This window comes from Halobaculum magnesiiphilum, from assembly GCF_019823105.1.
GTDB lineage: Archaea > Halobacteriota > Halobacteria > Halobacteriales > Haloferacaceae > Halobaculum > Halobaculum magnesiiphilum.
On the sequence record NZ_CP081959.1, the window covers coordinates 49,325 to 63,782 of the forward strand.

16 protein-coding genes and 2 pseudogenes are annotated in these 14,458 nt (G+C 57.5%); 8 read left to right on the plus strand and 10 right to left on the minus strand.

Annotated elements, in window-relative coordinates:
* Nucleotides 1-8: 8 nt before the first annotated feature.
* On the minus strand, nucleotides 9-428 hold the full coding sequence (locus K6T50_RS15495) for a hypothetical protein (protein WP_049987713.1): 420 nt from the start codon (nucleotides 426-428) through the stop codon (nucleotides 9-11).
* A gap of 165 nt (nucleotides 429-593) precedes the next feature.
* Here K6T50_RS15495 and K6T50_RS15500 point away from each other — a divergent pair, with 165 nt between their 5' ends.
* Nucleotides 594-1,214, plus strand: coding sequence for an SDR family oxidoreductase (locus K6T50_RS15500; protein ID WP_049987714.1), 621 nt, complete (start codon nucleotides 594-596; stop codon nucleotides 1,212-1,214).
* 158 nt (nucleotides 1,215-1,372) lie between these two features.
* Here K6T50_RS15500 and K6T50_RS18990 read toward each other — a convergent pair.
* The 5 genes and pseudogenes from K6T50_RS18990 to K6T50_RS15520 form a co-directional block, all read right to left on the minus strand.
* Nucleotides 1,373-1,738 (minus strand): annotated as a pseudogene (locus tag K6T50_RS18990) (DUF7568 family protein).
* Nucleotides 1,739-1,868: 130 nt separating this feature from the next.
* Nucleotides 1,869-2,168 carry a hypothetical protein gene (locus tag K6T50_RS15505; protein ID WP_222609078.1) on the minus strand — a complete coding sequence of 100 codons (300 nt, stop codon included), beginning with the start codon at nucleotides 2,166-2,168 and terminating at the stop codon, nucleotides 1,869-1,871.
* A 55-nt stretch (nucleotides 2,169-2,223) separates the two neighbouring features.
* Entirely contained in the window at nucleotides 2,224-2,445 is a 222-nt protein-coding gene (locus K6T50_RS15510; protein WP_115864154.1) for a DUF8129 domain-containing protein, read from the minus strand.
* Between the two features lie 131 nt (nucleotides 2,446-2,576).
* Nucleotides 2,577-3,269, minus strand: coding sequence for a nucleotidyltransferase family protein (locus K6T50_RS15515; protein WP_115864155.1), 693 nt, complete (start codon nucleotides 3,267-3,269; stop codon nucleotides 2,577-2,579).
* A 2-nt stretch (nucleotides 3,270-3,271) separates the two neighbouring features.
* The gene (locus K6T50_RS15520; RefSeq protein WP_115864156.1) at nucleotides 3,272-3,937 is read right to left on the minus strand and encodes a helix-turn-helix domain-containing protein; all 666 of its coding nucleotides are present in this window, start codon (nucleotides 3,935-3,937) and stop codon (nucleotides 3,272-3,274) included.
* A gap of 301 nt (nucleotides 3,938-4,238) precedes the next feature.
* On the opposite strand from K6T50_RS15520, the gene K6T50_RS15525 reads away from it, so the two are divergent.
* Entirely contained in the window at nucleotides 4,239-4,919 is a 681-nt protein-coding gene (locus K6T50_RS15525) for a class I SAM-dependent methyltransferase (RefSeq protein WP_115864277.1), read from the plus strand.
* Between the two features lie 74 nt (nucleotides 4,920-4,993).
* Nucleotides 4,994-6,121 carry a low temperature requirement protein A gene (locus tag K6T50_RS15530; RefSeq protein WP_225935444.1) on the plus strand — a complete coding sequence of 376 codons (1,128 nt, stop codon included), beginning with the start codon at nucleotides 4,994-4,996 and terminating at the stop codon, nucleotides 6,119-6,121.
* A 319-nt stretch (nucleotides 6,122-6,440) separates the two neighbouring features.
* Here the strand turns inward: K6T50_RS15530 and K6T50_RS15535 are convergent, their stop codons facing one another.
* Nucleotides 6,441-7,073 (minus strand): hydrolase, encoded by a 633-nt coding sequence (locus K6T50_RS15535; RefSeq protein WP_222609080.1) that lies wholly within the window; start codon nucleotides 7,071-7,073, stop codon nucleotides 6,441-6,443.
* 190 nt (nucleotides 7,074-7,263) lie between these two features.
* On the opposite strand from K6T50_RS15535, the gene K6T50_RS15540 reads away from it, so the two are divergent.
* On the plus strand, nucleotides 7,264-7,686 hold the full coding sequence (locus K6T50_RS15540; protein ID WP_222609081.1) for a DoxX family protein: 423 nt from the start codon (nucleotides 7,264-7,266) through the stop codon (nucleotides 7,684-7,686).
* A 119-nt stretch (nucleotides 7,687-7,805) separates the two neighbouring features.
* Entirely contained in the window at nucleotides 7,806-8,414 is a 609-nt protein-coding gene (locus K6T50_RS15545; protein ID WP_222609082.1) for an alpha/beta hydrolase, read from the plus strand.
* Between the two features lie 76 nt (nucleotides 8,415-8,490).
* Here K6T50_RS15545 and K6T50_RS15550 read toward each other — a convergent pair whose 3' ends face one another.
* On the minus strand, nucleotides 8,491-9,540 hold the full coding sequence (locus tag K6T50_RS15550) for an enolase-like domain-containing protein (RefSeq protein WP_222609083.1): 1,050 nt from the start codon (nucleotides 9,538-9,540) through the stop codon (nucleotides 8,491-8,493).
* A 242-nt stretch (nucleotides 9,541-9,782) separates the two neighbouring features.
* Here K6T50_RS15550 and K6T50_RS15555 point away from each other — a divergent pair, with 242 nt between their 5' ends.
* The gene (locus K6T50_RS15555) at nucleotides 9,783-10,268 is read left to right on the plus strand and encodes a dihydrofolate reductase (RefSeq protein WP_222609084.1); all 486 of its coding nucleotides are present in this window, start codon (nucleotides 9,783-9,785) and stop codon (nucleotides 10,266-10,268) included.
* A 58-nt stretch (nucleotides 10,269-10,326) separates the two neighbouring features.
* Here the strand turns inward: K6T50_RS15555 and K6T50_RS15560 are convergent, their stop codons facing one another.
* Together K6T50_RS15560 and K6T50_RS15565 are read right to left on the minus strand one after the other, a co-directional pair.
* Nucleotides 10,327-10,668 carry a DsrE family protein gene (locus tag K6T50_RS15560; RefSeq protein ID WP_222609085.1) on the minus strand — a complete coding sequence of 114 codons (342 nt, stop codon included), beginning with the start codon at nucleotides 10,666-10,668 and terminating at the stop codon, nucleotides 10,327-10,329.
* A 49-nt stretch (nucleotides 10,669-10,717) separates the two neighbouring features.
* The gene (locus K6T50_RS15565; RefSeq protein WP_222609086.1) at nucleotides 10,718-11,386 is read right to left on the minus strand and encodes a CDGSH iron-sulfur domain-containing protein; all 669 of its coding nucleotides are present in this window, start codon (nucleotides 11,384-11,386) and stop codon (nucleotides 10,718-10,720) included.
* 276 nt (nucleotides 11,387-11,662) lie between these two features.
* On the opposite strand from K6T50_RS15565, the gene K6T50_RS15570 reads away from it, so the two are divergent.
* The gene (locus K6T50_RS15570; RefSeq protein ID WP_222609087.1) at nucleotides 11,663-12,610 is read left to right on the plus strand and encodes a ring-cleaving dioxygenase; all 948 of its coding nucleotides are present in this window, start codon (nucleotides 11,663-11,665) and stop codon (nucleotides 12,608-12,610) included.
* A gap of 153 nt (nucleotides 12,611-12,763) precedes the next feature.
* Nucleotides 12,764-14,428: pseudogene (gene metG / locus K6T50_RS15575) on the plus strand (methionine--tRNA ligase); the annotation flags it as partial.
* Nucleotides 14,429-14,458: the final 30 nt, after the last annotated feature.

The window sequence follows — 14,458 nt, forward strand, 5'->3', positions numbered from 1 at the left end:
TGAATTCATCAGTAAGGGTCGTAGCTCGGCGTGATATCGCCGGTCAGGACGCTGCTCTCGATGGCGTTGCTCTCGCCGCCTTCGAGGTCGATGATTCGATAGACGGCGTCGCCGCTCCACTCGCAGTCTTCATCGGAACACTTCGCGCTCGCGTACGCGCCGTTCTCGTTGTTCAGATGGACACTCAGGAGATCGAGACGCTCGCTGCAGAGCGGACACTCTGCTGGCACCTGCGCGTAGCGATACCCCGTCGCGATGGTGATGTCGTCCTGGTCCACTTCGACGCCGTGGCGCTCCCCGATTCGGTCACGGACTGCTACGCGAAGATCGTCCAGGAGTGCATGGCGCATTTCCTCATCGACGGGTAGCTCGACGCCGTCGACGGTGATCGTCAGCCGGTACGCTATCGTCTGGGTTGTATCGTCCATTCTGGTCACCTCTGGGGGCACATTCGCCTGCGCCCGCGCCCCTCTCGGGCGCTCAAAAACTACCTCGTGAAGGGCCGGTGGTGGTCTCTGATGACCGCTCTACCGGATCAGGAGCTTCCCCGAGTACGAATTCTTTTGGCGCTATCGCACGTCCGTTACGACGCCATGAACGTACTCATCGCAGGATCACACGGCGGGGTCGGCCAGCATATCACTGAGGTGCTGAGCGAACGCGATCACACAGTCCAAGCGATGGTGCGTGAGGAGTCACAGGTCTCGGAGATGGAGGCCTTCGGCGTCGAGGTGGTCGTCGCGGACCTCACCGAGGACGTATCCACCGCCGTCGACGGAAGCGACGCGATCATCTTCGCGGCGGGGTCTGGTGGCGAGGACGTCGAAGGCGTCGATCGAGACGGTGCAATCAGGCTAATCGACGAAGCCGAAGAGCACGGTGTCCCGCGCTTTGTCATGCTCAGTGCGATCAATGCCGACAACCCTGAGGAGAGTCCCGACGCCCTTCGGCCGTACCTCGAAGCCAAACTGGCGGCTGATGAGCATCTCCAAGCAAGCGAACTCACGGAGACGATCGTCCGACCAGGGGAGTTGACCAACGAGTCCGCAACCGGGCGGATCGAGGCAGCCCGTCGGGTCGAACGCGGCCAAGTCACCCGCGCCGACGTTGCCCGCACGCTCGGTACCGCACTCGACACGGAGAACACCTACGGGAAGACCTTCGAGATGATCGAAGGCGACGAACCAATCGAGAGCGCGCTCGAAACCGTTTGATCAGATTCGCCTTCCTCTGGCGCTGGTGCGACAGCCTCTCTGCACACGTCGCCGACTTCCTCACAGCGAACGGCATCGGCATCATCCCGAAATTCATCTTGGAGGGACTATTCTATGACACCTTCCGCTAACGAGCACGTGTCCTTCCGAACTCTCGTTCAGCGTTCAGGGCCGTAGATGATTGCTGACCGGCTTTCGTAGCCGCACTCCCGGCATTCGAACCACCGTTCTACCTTCGCGCCGTCGGCACTCTTCTGCCCGACGACGACGTCGTCGTTCGGACACTCTGGACAGGGTAGTTCAGGCTGGCGGCGCTTTCGGAGTTCGTCACGAAGCGATTGTGCTTCCTTCGTCGCGAATCCGCGCGACTACACCGGGTAGCCGTCGACGAAAATCGCGGCCCGCCATTTGTGGATGTACGTGTCCGGCGCTCGGTGAAGCACCGCGTGCGCGTTAATCTCTGTATTCCGATACGCTAGGTTCGGGGTACGGCTCTCACGCGTCCAATTTGTGATTCGTGACATGGGTACTGGTACCTCCGCGTTCGGAAGGCCGGCAGTCGCTTGATCCGGGTATCGAGTGGTCTCACGAGTCGATACCGCGCGCCTCACCAACACTTAACCAACACAGCCAGTCGAACGAACTGGTTGTTGGCTACTCCTCGAAGAGACAGCGATCGGCCGCGTCATCGCCGGCGAGCGTCTGCTGATCCTCGGTAGTATCGGCGAAGAGGTTCGACTGATCACTCTCGGACGATTGCTCTACCTCTGGACGGTCGTCGACACCGAACTCACTCGCTTCCGGGCGATCGAGGCGCGAGTCGCGATCGCGGTGATCCACGTCCGCACCGAAGTCTTCGAGCGAGGTTTCGACGCTCGTTTCAGTCACTTCGAGCTTGCCATCGTCTCCGAAGGCGGTCTGCTGTTGAATTTCGATTTCTGGTCGATTGCTCATGTGAATTGAGCCTCCACCCACTGGAGGCTCCGAAAAACTGCCCCCGAGCGTCGTCTCAGTCTTCTTGAGAGCGGAGCTCGGTGGCGCGATGTTCGAGTCGGCGAAGGATCTGGACACGCTGCTGGTGGGCGTTCTCGTAGGCGACGCAGGCCCGCAGCGTCTCCATGTCGTTGATCGTCACGATACCGGCGTTGAGAAGTCGCGTGTTTGGGGGTTCAAGACGCTGCTCTGGTGATAGGCCGCTCGATACCGTGGATTGCTCTGACGAGTTGCTCACTGACTGTCGCCTCCGCCCCTGCTTCGGCGACGAAAAAACAGCGCCAGTTCGCTCTCCGTTTCGCGTACCTTCTCAGCGACAGACACGGACAGACACTGTCCGATGCAGGACTCGCGGTGAGGATTGCCCCACTACTGCTGTTGATCGAGGAATTCGAGAAGCGTCTCGATATCCTCGGCCGAGGCCGATGATTGGCCGAACAGACTCTTGAACCGGTGATCGAGCCCACCCTCTTCGATGAACGCGTGTGCGTCACTGAGCTGTTGACGAAGGGCATCAGCATCTCCGCGATGCAGATGTGTCTCGACTCGATCTAAATCGATCGAGGGAATCGCAGCAAGGACATCTGCGAGATCTGTTTTCCGGCCACTGTGGAGTTTCGCGGCGACGAGGACCTCGCCGGCAGCTGCTCGTGCAGTCGTTGACCGAGTACCGCCTGAAATCGTCGTCGGGGAACTGTGCGTGCGCAGATAGTCGAACGACCACTCCGCTTCGGTCTGTCGGCAGCCGAGGCCGTTCACAAGGATGTCCACGCCGACCGGGTGGGGTAGTCCCTCGGTTCGCTCGAAGCATTCGATTTCCCGGTTGTAGATGGTTTCCTCTGCTGGCACTTCGAGCTCTGCCGTTCGTTCGAAGTCGCGTGATTCGAGAAATGCAACGACTTCGTCGTAGTCGTCCGGTGCGATGACGAGATCGAGATCGGTCGAGAACCGTGGTTCGAACTGACTAATCGCGTATCCGCCAACGAGGACGAACCCAATTTCTGACTGCTCTAGTTCTTCGAGTACTTCGATGAGTGCCTCACTTCGGTCTTCCTGGCTCATACTTAGGCTGGCTCCATGCGGTAGGTCGCATCAGTGTCGACGTCGTCGTACATTCGGCCGAGCATGTCGAGTGCCGACTCGAAGGTCGCGTAGTACTCGTTTGCGAACGCCACGGTCTCTTGGAGCGAGATGACGGGCCGGCCGTCGACCATCTCGGCCTCGATCTGTGACCGCGGCTCGAGAACAACCTGTATCGCACCATCGAGGTCGTCGGCCGGTTGTCGTTCCTGTGCGACCGGAATCCCGAATCGGTCGAAGAACGCTGTCCAGCCGTCGACGTCCTGCTCGCGAACAGCGATGAACAGCGGATAGTCCTCCGGGTCGCGGGCGACCTGGTAGCCACCGCGTGTCCAGACGTAGACGGCATCGATAGCGGTGAATGCGTAGTCCATGCCAGCGAACTGTGGGAGGACGTACGCCTCCGGGATCGATGGTGTCGAGGTGTCTGCTGCCACGGCCAAGAACTCGAGACCGACATCACGGAGCGTCTGATCGACGAGCTGGAGGCCGTCATCGTACGCGACGTACCCGGCCTCCTCGATGCGGTTCACGACGCGACGGATCGTCTCCCGGTTTTCGTCGATCTTCCGCGCGACGCCCGAGATGGAGTCCCCTGTATCGAGCGCGAGGAGGACCTTGAATTCCTTCTCGCCACACGCTTCGTACATCCTATAGATACACAATTCTGTGCAACAACCAAAAGATTTACTCTTCGTGTGAGTGTGGGTTGCTGATTCCACTCATAGGTCGGGTCGCGGAAGTTCGTTCGAACACCCCCGCACCCCTCGGGGGGCGACAAACAACCACCGTGACTGCCTGCCCCATGAGGGTGTCGTCGAACTATCCCCGAGAATTGGGTTTCCGCCGACAGTCGGTGATTCGACTGGTAGCAAGAGCGGGCATATCGATCGAACCCGTGGGGTTATGATGAACCAGAGCGGTAGCGTACATGATTGGAGGATTCCGTTCATGGCACAGCCAAATCAAGGCGATAAGACCGTCAAGGAACTCGTCCAACAGCACTGGAATGGCCGGGCAGCGACGTTCGACGACGAGAGCCAACATGGAATCCATTCCGACGAACAACACGACCGCTGGCTCACAGTATTGCGCGAGTGGACCGGCGACGATTCTCTTGACGTCCTCGATGTCGGCTGTGGGACGGGCGTTGTCTCGATATTATTGGCAGAGCTTGGCCATGCTGTCATAGGGGTCGACTTCGCGCCAGAGATGCTCGAACGTGCCCGAGCGAAAGCCCGACGGACAGACTACTCGGTCACGTTCCAGCGAGGGGATGCCGAGGCTCTCGCCCTGCCAGACGATACGGTCGACCTGGTCACTGCGCGCCACCTCGTCTGGACGCTCCCTCGTCCCACTGCGGCACTACAGGAGTGGCAACGTGTCGTTGAGCCCGGTGGCCGGATTCTCCTGATTGAGGGCTACTGGGACCACGACGAGCCGTGGGATGAGTACGAGCAGATGCACGACGACCTCCCGATGTACGATGGCCGACCCCCAGACGAACTGCGCGACGTGCTTGCCGACCAGGGATTTGCCGACATTACGCATGAACCGCTGATGGATGCGACACTCTGGGGTCGGGAACCCCACCACGACTACTACATTATGAGCGGTACGGTCCCCCGTTGATGGCCGCTAATTGCTTTTCACTACATCTCATGAGTACAGTCAATTCGGATATGCCACCATCCGAAAGCGGAGATGTGAGTGATTCTGAGGAGCCGGTTACTCCGGTAGAATTGTTTTTCGATCTCGTATTTGTATTTGCCTTCGTACAAGTCACGACATTTCTTGCGGGAGATCTCACTTGGATTGGGGTGGCCCGCGCGGTCGCTCTCCTTGCAGTCTTGTGGTGGGGATGGGTCTGCTATACCTGGCTTACAGATGCGATTTCGACTGAAGAGAATGTTCCAGAGCGAGTAGCGATCTATGCAGCTACTGCTGGTATGTTTATTGTCGCACTCGCTGTTCCGACCGCCTTCGAGGACGGTGCGTTGCTCTTTGGGATTGCATACTTCGTCGTTCGAGGGTTACACGTCGCGCTGTATGCGACTGCGGCGACTCCTGAAACGAGGGATGCAATTTTTCGACTCGCTCCGGGCTTCTTGGGCGGCCCAATACTACTTGTGGTGGCCAGCTTTCTTGACGGGCCGTTACAAGGGGTCCTCTGGATCCTCGCGCTTGTGATCGATTATGGGGTCGCGTATGTGCGTGGTGTGGCTGGGTTCCAGATTCACGCCGAACATTTCGTCGAGCGACATCGAGATATCGTTATTATTGCACTCGGTGAGTCCGTGTTGGCGATGGGACTCGGACTTGGAGATGACCTCCTTGTACTCCCTCCAGAATCGATTATTGCTGCTTTCCTCGGCATCGTACTTGCCGCAGCGCTCGCGTGGCTGTATTTCGATTACGTCACACTCGGAATGGAAGCAAACCTCGTTGCAGCAGATCAGAGCGAGCGTGCTAAAATGGCACGAGATACCTACAGCTATCTACATTTCCCGATCGTGGTCGGTATCATCTTCGTCGCCTTCGGTCTCAAGAAGGTCGTTGCTGACCCACAGGTATCGCTCGAAGTGATTCCTGCAGTCGCATTGTGTGGCGGTGGTGCTATCTATCTATTAGGAGACGTGGCCTGCCGGTTGCGTGACGTGGGTACTGTCAGTAAACCGCGACTTGTCGTAGCGCTCGTCGCGTGCGCGATTATCCCTGTAATACTACAGGTTCCTTCCATTGTAGCCTTAGCTGGAGTCTTGGTTCTGTTCGTCGCACTCGCTGTCTTTGAGACGATCTACTCTGCGAATCGACGCTCAATACGTGGAATGTAACATTCTCGCACTCGCTAGCGTCAGTGGATAGATGGTTGCTTTCGAACTTCGTGACGATCATGAAGGTGCTTCGACTAACTAACAGCTCGAAGTTGTCCGGACGAATACCCCGGCGCTTGTCGGATAGGTGCTCGATGACGCAGAAATTCGCGTGTAAACAGATGTGATGGTCATCGCTGTTGAGCGTGACAGTGATGTTATTACGGAGATTCCACCGATATTCACCGTTCAATCAGACGACTAACTTATTGTTGTGTCTCTGATAGGGAAATCAGCCGGTTTACGCAGTCCTTTGGCTGATCGGTGAGTTATCGCGATCCTATTCTTCCAAGAAATCACCGTATTGGACAGTCATCCCGAAGTCACCACCGTGGTCGATGAAGATCTGATGAGCATCTCTGGCCCCGTCGGCGGCCCAGTCACGTTGAAGTTCGGAGAGGACTTGCGCCCAGGTGACCGTCGTTGCGCCCGCGTTCTCCATTCGTCGAAGGGCATGTTCATGATCGGCGTCCGTCCGCCCCCCACAGACGTCAGCCACTACGTACACGTCGTAGCCTGCTTCCAATGCTGACAGGGCGGCGAAGCAGACACAGACCTCCGTCCAGAGACCGGCCATGACCAGCCGATCACGATCTGTCGCTTCGACGGCCTCGACGTACGCCTCATTTTCCCACGAATTCGTGTTGGTGCGGTCGACCACCTCTCCGTCTGGGAGGACGTCTCGAATTTCCTCGAACAGTGGCCCATTGTGCTCTCTCCCGATCGTAGTAAGAACAGTCGGGATATCGTAGGCATCTGCCGTCTTTGCAAGACCAGCAGCATTGTTCTTGAGGTTCGTGATATCAATAGAATTCACGCCGAGGACCATCTCAGGCTGGTGGTCGATGAACGTTATCGCACAGTTCTCCCGTGTGAGTAACTGCTCGCTTGGGGTGGCAGCTGCGTCTGGCATGGTTGCCTCTCAGACTATGACACACAGTACCAAAAAATCGTGCTAACACAGATGCCACCTGATTTCATGTCTGTCATCGGGAATATAAGTAGTTCTAAACCAAACCAAGTAACGTAGTGATACCAGCTATGAGCACTCCGACATCTGTATTGGATCACAACCACTCGAGGAAGCACGAGGTGGGTCTCTGATGGCATTTGATGCTGGGATCGGTGCCGTCGTGTTCCTCGTTGCCCGCCTCCTCTTTGGTGGGCTCCTCGCGTTCCAAGGACTCAATCACTTCATGAACGTCGATGAGATGGCTGGATACGCTCAGTCCAAGGGCGTCCCAGCAGCCCGGATGAGCGTCCTGTTCGCCGGTGGAATGCTCTTCTTCGGCGGTCTCGGTATCGCGCTTGGAGTGTTCCCAGCAGTAGCTGCGGGAGCAGTAGCCCTCTTCCTTCTCATCTCAACGCCAATGATGCACAACTTCTGGGCAGTGCCTGAAGACCAGCAACAGGCCGAGATGACGAACTTTATCAAGAACATCGAGCTTCTCGGCGCGACATTGGTCTTTCTCGTCCTCGGTACGGAGCCCTGGGCATACGCCTTGGGCATCGGGCTTCCCGTATAACGCTCGTCGAAGAAAGACGCATCTACAAAGCGAAGCTGGCAGAACCGCTTTCCACGATCGAAACAGACGACGTGATGGAGGCAGACTGACGTGACTGGCCACACCAAGACCAACCCCTCGTGACAGCTGGAGCACCGCTCGACGCCGCTGAAGCTGCGCTTGTGCTCGTTCACGGACGCGGAGCAACCGCACAGAGTATCGTCCAGATGGCCGATGAGTTCCATCAGCACGGAGTCGCCTATCTTGCACCTCAAGCAGCTCGAAACACCTGGTATCCGAACGCGTTCACCGCTCCTGTTGAGTCGAACGAACCAGGTCGAACGTCGGGATTACAGGCCATCAGAGACTCTGTGAGTAAAGCCAACGAGGCAGAGATACCGACCGACCGAGTCATGGTTCTCGGCTTCTCTCAGGGCGCCTGTCTCGCCAGTGAGTTCGTTGCACGAAACCCTACGTTATACGGCGGACTCGCCGTACTGAGTGGTGGTCTCATCGGCAAATCCGTGGATCCGGACGACTACGATGGCGACCTCGAGAACACGCCCGTGTTCTTGGGCTGTAGCGATGTTGACCCGCACATTCCTGAAGAACGCGTCCACAAATCAGCGATGGTTTTCGAGCAGCTCAATGGCGACGTGACCAAGCGGCTCTACGAAGGAATGGGTCACGGTATTAATCAAGATGAAGTCGACTACGTCTCGGAGATGGTGACTGATATCGTGGCGTGATTCGAGCCCCCGGTGGCCACCGAAATCGTATTTCGAATCGGAACTGCCCGCCCCGGTCTCTCCTTCGGTCGCTATTTCAGTTCCACTCGAGTCCCTGTGGAGCCGTCGGTGGCGAAAGCGGACTCGACGGCAGGCCACCACTCGGGTCTGGGTCGTTGTACGCTTTCGGAGCGACGTCGTTCGGCGAGTCCGGGTAGAACAGCGATGCGACCGCGTGAATGTGTTCGCGGCCGATATCGAGTTCGAACTGGCCGCCGCCGAACATCCGAATCTCGTGGTCACGACAGTAGTCGATCGTCTCGAAGAGTGACTGCACCGACCCGAACCGCGAGGGCTTGATGTTGAGCCACTCGGGTTCCCACGGGAGGTCTTCAACTGTCTCCACGCTACGGATGGGGTAGTCCCACGTCACGCGCCCTTCCTGCCCCTCGAACAGCGGCCGTGTCTCATCGTTCAGTTCCGGATCTTCGATGAGCGCGTCCGGGAAGCCCTCAACGACCCGTTCGTAGAGGGCGGGGTCAGCTGGCTGATCGACGGTCGTCCCGTGGTACTGGCCTTTCAGATCGAGCGTCAGAACGGCATCAGTTTCGGCCAAGCGGTCGACGACGTCGTCGGTCCAGTCCGAGGTGGGATCAAGCTTGAACTCCAGGTCGGGATTCCGGTCCAGCCAGTCCAGGATTCGGTCGCCGGTCGGCGGGTCCTCCAGACGCGTACTCACGACGAACCGAACCGGATCGTATTCACGGTCGAGTTGGTCTGCGAGGTCCGTATCGGCTTGTTTCAGTGCGAGATCCAGTGCGGCACTCTCGAACGCCCACTGCCGATAGTTCCGGAAGATCGATTGATTTGGCTCGTTTCCGAGGAAGAAATCGATCTCGGAGAGCTCTTCGGAGAACTCCTCGAGCGTGTATTCTCCCGCGAGAGAGAATTCCTCGGAGGCTCCGTGAAGCGTGTCGTGAGCATCGTTGTCGTACGTAACGTCCTCACCCTGCCCGGTCTCATCGTTGCCGTGCAACGAGACGACAGTCGTCGCTCGGACGAAGCCACTCGACGTATCCCGCTCGTGTTGTTCGAGGTCATATCCCTCGATTTCGAGGTCGAGATCGGCGACGTGATCGTAGAGCATCGTCAGGTCACGCTACAACTCCGACTCATTAAAAGGTGTAACAGACAGTCGGCGAACCTGGTAACACGTCTGTCCACTGGCGTTCTCACCTTCGGTGCAATGTTTCTGAAGCTGTATGTGTTAGCATCACAGATTTCGATGTGGCATGGTGACAGCGACATCGCCATCGTCGAGAATACCCCGGTGTACTACCACGGATAACAGTAGTAAGTCGGATCCGGGGCTACTCCAATGTGAGATCCATGGAATTCGTGTCAGTAGCTGCTCTCGCTGAGAATCGCGTCATCGGGAAAGACGGCGAAGTTCCGTGGCATATCCCTGAAGATCGACGGCAGTACCGGTCTCGCATCGCAGACGATCCCGTTATCCTCGGGCGGGTGACGTACGAATCGATGCTCGAGGACCTCCCAGGGTCGATCCAGATCGTCATGAGTCGCTCCGACCGAGAGTACGATCTCCCGACCGCATTTCACGCTGATGGCGTTACAGCTGCTGGTGAGATTGCAGACTCTCATGACGCGGATCGGGCCTATGTCATCGGCGGCGCTGGCATCTACCACCTCTTCCAACCGCACCTCGACAGGATGATTCTGAGTCGGATCCCCGGCGAATATGACGGAGATGCATTGTATCCAGAATGGGATCCAGACGGGTGGTCTCTTGACTCCGACACCGAGTACGACGAGTTCGTACTAGAGGAATGGGTTCGTCGAGACACGGGGAAGTGATACACCCCTGAAGACACCACTGGCACGTCTGGATAGTGGGGAGACTGACAGACGAAGTTCACGGTACCTTGATGTATCGATACCCTTCATCTTGTAATCTGGTCAGCGCCCCGACCGAGGTTGGGGCCGTGTCGACGACATCGAGGATATCGTCGACGGTCAATCCGGCTGCTTCCATCGATTTCTCACACGCAATGAATCGAACATCACCCTCAGAGAGGGAACGGATCTCCTCGGCATAGGTTGAGTCCGATTGAACGAGCCCGATTCCCGATGCATTCGCGACCACCGCAACAGCGTCGATGTCGACGGAATCATCCTCGAAGATACCGCCCGAATACCGGATCGCTGCGTCCTGAATGTCGTCCGCGCCGTCGCTCACGTGGAAAACGGTCTTCATACTCTATCGATGGGAGACTACTGGGTAAAACCTTCCATCAAGACCGTCTCTACGTAGACTGGTCCTCGCTCGAAAAGCCAATCTCGCTGTGTGTACCATCACAGAACGGTTTGTTCCCCGACCCTCCACACCGACAGAGCGTAGTTGAGGAAGCCCGATCTGTCGCCGTCTTATCTGCCTGCCAGATTTGGAACTGACCTTGAATTCGGATAGGCCCATCGGGCATCGGACGGACAGTTAACACGCCATCAGCGTCTTCCGCTTGGGTTTCCGATTCGGGGGCTGTCTCTGTTCCCGCTGCCTCGAAGTCCACCTCAACGTGACTGTTGTCACAGAGCGGTTTGTTTTCGGACGCCCCGCATCGGCACAGTGCAACGCGCGTGTCCGTGAGCAACGTCGTGTCGTCGTCGGTTACAATTTCGATATCTCCTCGGAGGTACAGCGGCCCGTCGGGAGCGACAATGATCACGTTCTCGTCCGGGATCGGCTCGTCGGGTCCGCCATCTGTCCGCTCGAACTGTAGTGCGCCAGTCGGGCAGTCCACGATGACGTCTGAGAGGTCGTCAACGTCGGCGTTGTCAGGTTCGATCCATGGTCGCTTGTCGGGATCGAACACGCCAGGAAGCCCGCGTACACACTCTCTGGCGTGTATGCAGCGGTTCACGTCGTAGCTCACCTCAATCTCGTCGCCGGAATAGTAGTGGATGTCTTCTTCCATAGTGTGGCCCTTGCTACATCCGCCCTGATGTAGTGTGCCAGAGGATGTCAATGTTGATGTAGAGCATCCCTGGTCATGGTGTCTGAGTCGAGGTTGAGCTGTGGCATAGAGTTCGCCCGGAAGCGTGATGCTCGTCCGGGCTGAGCCGAAATGCATCGTTCGTCACCACTTCTAACAGGCGTATCAATGGTTAAGGCACTCTGCGTGTTACTCCATCACATAGTGCTCCCGTGTCGAGCGGGCTTGCCAAACAATCGCTAAAGCACACCCCATACCATGCCCACGAACAAACCAGGCATTCACCACGTAACTGCAATTGGAGGTGACCCACAGCAGAATATCGATTTCTACACGCAGGTGCTCGGCCTGCGATTAGTTAAGAAGACCGTCAATCACGACGATCCCAGCACCTATCATCTGTACTTTGGAGACGATGCAGGACATCCCGGAACCAACTTCACCTTCTTCCCTTGGCCAAACGGTCGCTCTGGGCAAATTGGCACCGGTCAGGCCCAGACGACAGCCTTCCTGATTCCTCAGGACGCTATCGGCTACTGGACGAATCGTTTCGACGAACACGATGTCGCATTCGACGCTCCGACAACCCGTTTCGATGAGACGGTGATTTCTTTCCGCGATCCAGATGGTCTCGAGCTTGAGCTCGTCGCCCACCCAGAGACACCTGACGGAGACCCGTGGCAGGATGATCCAGTTCCGACCGACAACGCAATTCGCGGCTTTCACGGCGTCACGCTTGCTCTGGAGGGGTACGAACAGACGGCTTCACTACTGGAGGAGGAGATGGGATTCGCGTTTGATCGTGACGACGATGGTCGCCGATTCCGTTACCGATCTGATGGCGACGTTGGCTTCGCCATCGACCTGCTCTGTCAGCCAACGCGAGATCGTGGCCGAACTGGCGTTGGAACCGTACATCACGTCGCATTCCGCGTCGAAAGCGAGGCTCAACAACAGCAGTGGCGAGAAGCCCTGATTGATCGTGGACTCAATGTCACTCCCGTCATTGATCGAGTATATTTTCAGTCAGTCTACTTCCGGGAACCTGGCGGTGTACTCTTCGAGATCGCGACAGAAGGACCTGGCTTCACGGTTGACGAGGAGCATGATGAGCTGGGAACCACCCTGACACTACCTCCGTGGCTCGAAGACGAGCGCCAAGCAATCGAGAGTCGTCTTCCGGAACTCAACGCTTCAGATCAATAGAAACGACTGAGGAGAAGCCAAGGTTACCTTCTCTCGATTGAATGGCTCTCGTGGAACTGGGGAATCTCTCATCACACTACTGCAAGTCTATCGCGGAGAGTCGCTCCCGATGATTAATACGGAAACCCCGCCAAGAACAACTCAATAGAACCAATGGGTCACAAACGCTTCCCTACCGAGACACCTGCGGTCGTGACCTGCGGGCTTCCGTATGCGAACGGGAAGTTACACCTGGGCCATCTTCGCACCTATGTCGGCGGTGACGTCCTGACCCGCGGACTCCGAACGCTTGGCCAGCGGACGGCGTTCGTATCGGGATCCGACATGCACGGCACACCAATCGCCGTGAACGCGCGGCAGGACGGCGTTTCTCCCGAATCATTTGCGCTTAAATGGCACGAGACGTATCAGACTACCTTCCCACGATTTCACATCGAGTTCGATAACTACGGTCATACCCACGACGAAGCGAATACAGCACTCACACAGGAGATCGTGAATACCCTCGATGAGCGTGGGTACATCTACGAGTCGGAACTCGATGTCGCATGGGATGCCGAACTCGATCAGCCGCTGCCTGATCGGTACATCGAAGGCACGTGTCCGTACTGTGGGGCGACCGCACGCGGCGACGAATGCGAAAATTGTGGCCGCCATCTCGAACCCGGCGAGCTCGAACAGCCACACAGTATCCTGACCGACAATCCGGCAACGTACCGAACCCGACGCCACAAGTTCTTCCGACTGTCTGAGTTTGAAGACTACCTCCGCGAATTCATCGATCGACTTGAGGGAACGAGTAACGCCAAAAATCAGCCTCGCGAGTGGATCGAGAACGAACTCAGAGATTGGAACATCACTCGTGATCTGGACTGGGGGATCGACTATCCTGGTGACGGCGGCGACGATCTCGTCCTCTATGTCTGGGTTGACGCCCCCGTCGAGTACATCGCCAGCACCAAGCAGTATTCCGACCGCGTCGGGACAGCCACCTTCGACTGGGAACAAGCGTGGAAGCAGGGCGATGGTGAACTCATCCACGTTATCGGCCGCGACATCATCCAGCACCATACCGTCTTCTGGCCGGCGATGCTACATGGCGTGGACTACACCGAGCCACGAGCAGTGGTGGCAAGTGGCTTCATGACGCTCGATGGGGACGCGTTCTCGACCAGCCGGCAGCACGCAGTCTGGGTCGATGACTATCTCGATGCCGGGCTCGATCCCGATCTGTACCGCTACTATATCACGACAGGCACTGGCTTTCAGCACGACCTCGACTTCTCGTGGGAACACTTCCAGGAACGAGTCAACGATGAGCTGATCGGGACGATCGGCAACTTCTGCTACCGGACGCTTCTATTTGCTGCTCGGAACTACGAAGGGGCACCTGACGGAACGATAGGGGCTGACGTCCGTGACCGAATCGGCGAGGCCTGCACGGCATTTCAGGACGGTATCAACGCGTATTCGACGCGCGAAGCAGCGAACGCAGGTGTCGGGCTCGCCCGGTTCGGCAATCAATATCTCCAACGTCACGAACCGTGGACGCTCACTGACAGCGACCCCGAGCGAGCGATGCAGGTCATCCGTGAGTGCATTCAACTCGTCAAGGCCATCGCAATTCTTCTTGAGCCAGTGATGCCAGGGAAGTCGGCCCAGCTCTGGGAACAGTTAGGTGAGACCAGTTCCGTTCAAACGGCAACGCTCGACACCGTGGTCGAACCACCCGCCGCTGCATTTGGCGAGCCAAGCGAACTGTTCGAGCCAATCAGTAACGAGCAGATCGACGACCTCAACGAACAGCTCCGAAATCAGCGGACGGAGGAGTGAATTGATATCGTCGTG

Excerpts from the sequence above, each read along its gene's own strand:
- K6T50_RS15495 (WP_049987713.1), bottom strand. The coding sequence starts at position 428 with ATGGACGATACAACCCAGACGATAGCGTACCGGCTGACGATCACCGTC.
- K6T50_RS15500 (WP_049987714.1), top strand. The coding sequence starts at position 594 with ATGAACGTACTCATCGCAGGATCACACGGCGGGGTCGGCCAGCATATC.
- K6T50_RS15505 (WP_222609078.1), bottom strand. The coding sequence starts at position 2,168 with ATGAGCAATCGACCAGAAATCGAAATTCAACAGCAGACCGCCTTCGGA.
- K6T50_RS15515 (WP_115864155.1), bottom strand. The coding sequence starts at position 3,269 with ATGAGCCAGGAAGACCGAAGTGAGGCACTCATCGAAGTACTCGAAGAA.
- K6T50_RS15520 (WP_115864156.1), bottom strand. The coding sequence starts at position 3,937 with ATGTACGAAGCGTGTGGCGAGAAGGAATTCAAGGTCCTCCTCGCGCTC.
- K6T50_RS15525 (WP_115864277.1), top strand. The coding sequence starts at position 4,239 with ATGGCACAGCCAAATCAAGGCGATAAGACCGTCAAGGAACTCGTCCAA.
- K6T50_RS15535 (WP_222609080.1), bottom strand. The coding sequence starts at position 7,073 with ATGCCAGACGCAGCTGCCACCCCAAGCGAGCAGTTACTCACACGGGAG.
- K6T50_RS15540 (WP_222609081.1), top strand. The coding sequence starts at position 7,264 with ATGGCATTTGATGCTGGGATCGGTGCCGTCGTGTTCCTCGTTGCCCGC.
- K6T50_RS15550 (WP_222609083.1), bottom strand. The coding sequence starts at position 9,540 with ATGCTCTACGATCACGTCGCCGATCTCGACCTCGAAATCGAGGGATAT.
- K6T50_RS15555 (WP_222609084.1), top strand. The coding sequence starts at position 9,783 with ATGGAATTCGTGTCAGTAGCTGCTCTCGCTGAGAATCGCGTCATCGGG.
- K6T50_RS15560 (WP_222609085.1), bottom strand. The coding sequence starts at position 10,668 with ATGAAGACCGTTTTCCACGTGAGCGACGGCGCGGACGACATTCAGGAC.
- K6T50_RS15565 (WP_222609086.1), bottom strand. The coding sequence starts at position 11,386 with ATGGAAGAAGACATCCACTACTATTCCGGCGACGAGATTGAGGTGAGC.
- K6T50_RS15570 (WP_222609087.1), top strand. The coding sequence starts at position 11,663 with ATGCCCACGAACAAACCAGGCATTCACCACGTAACTGCAATTGGAGGT.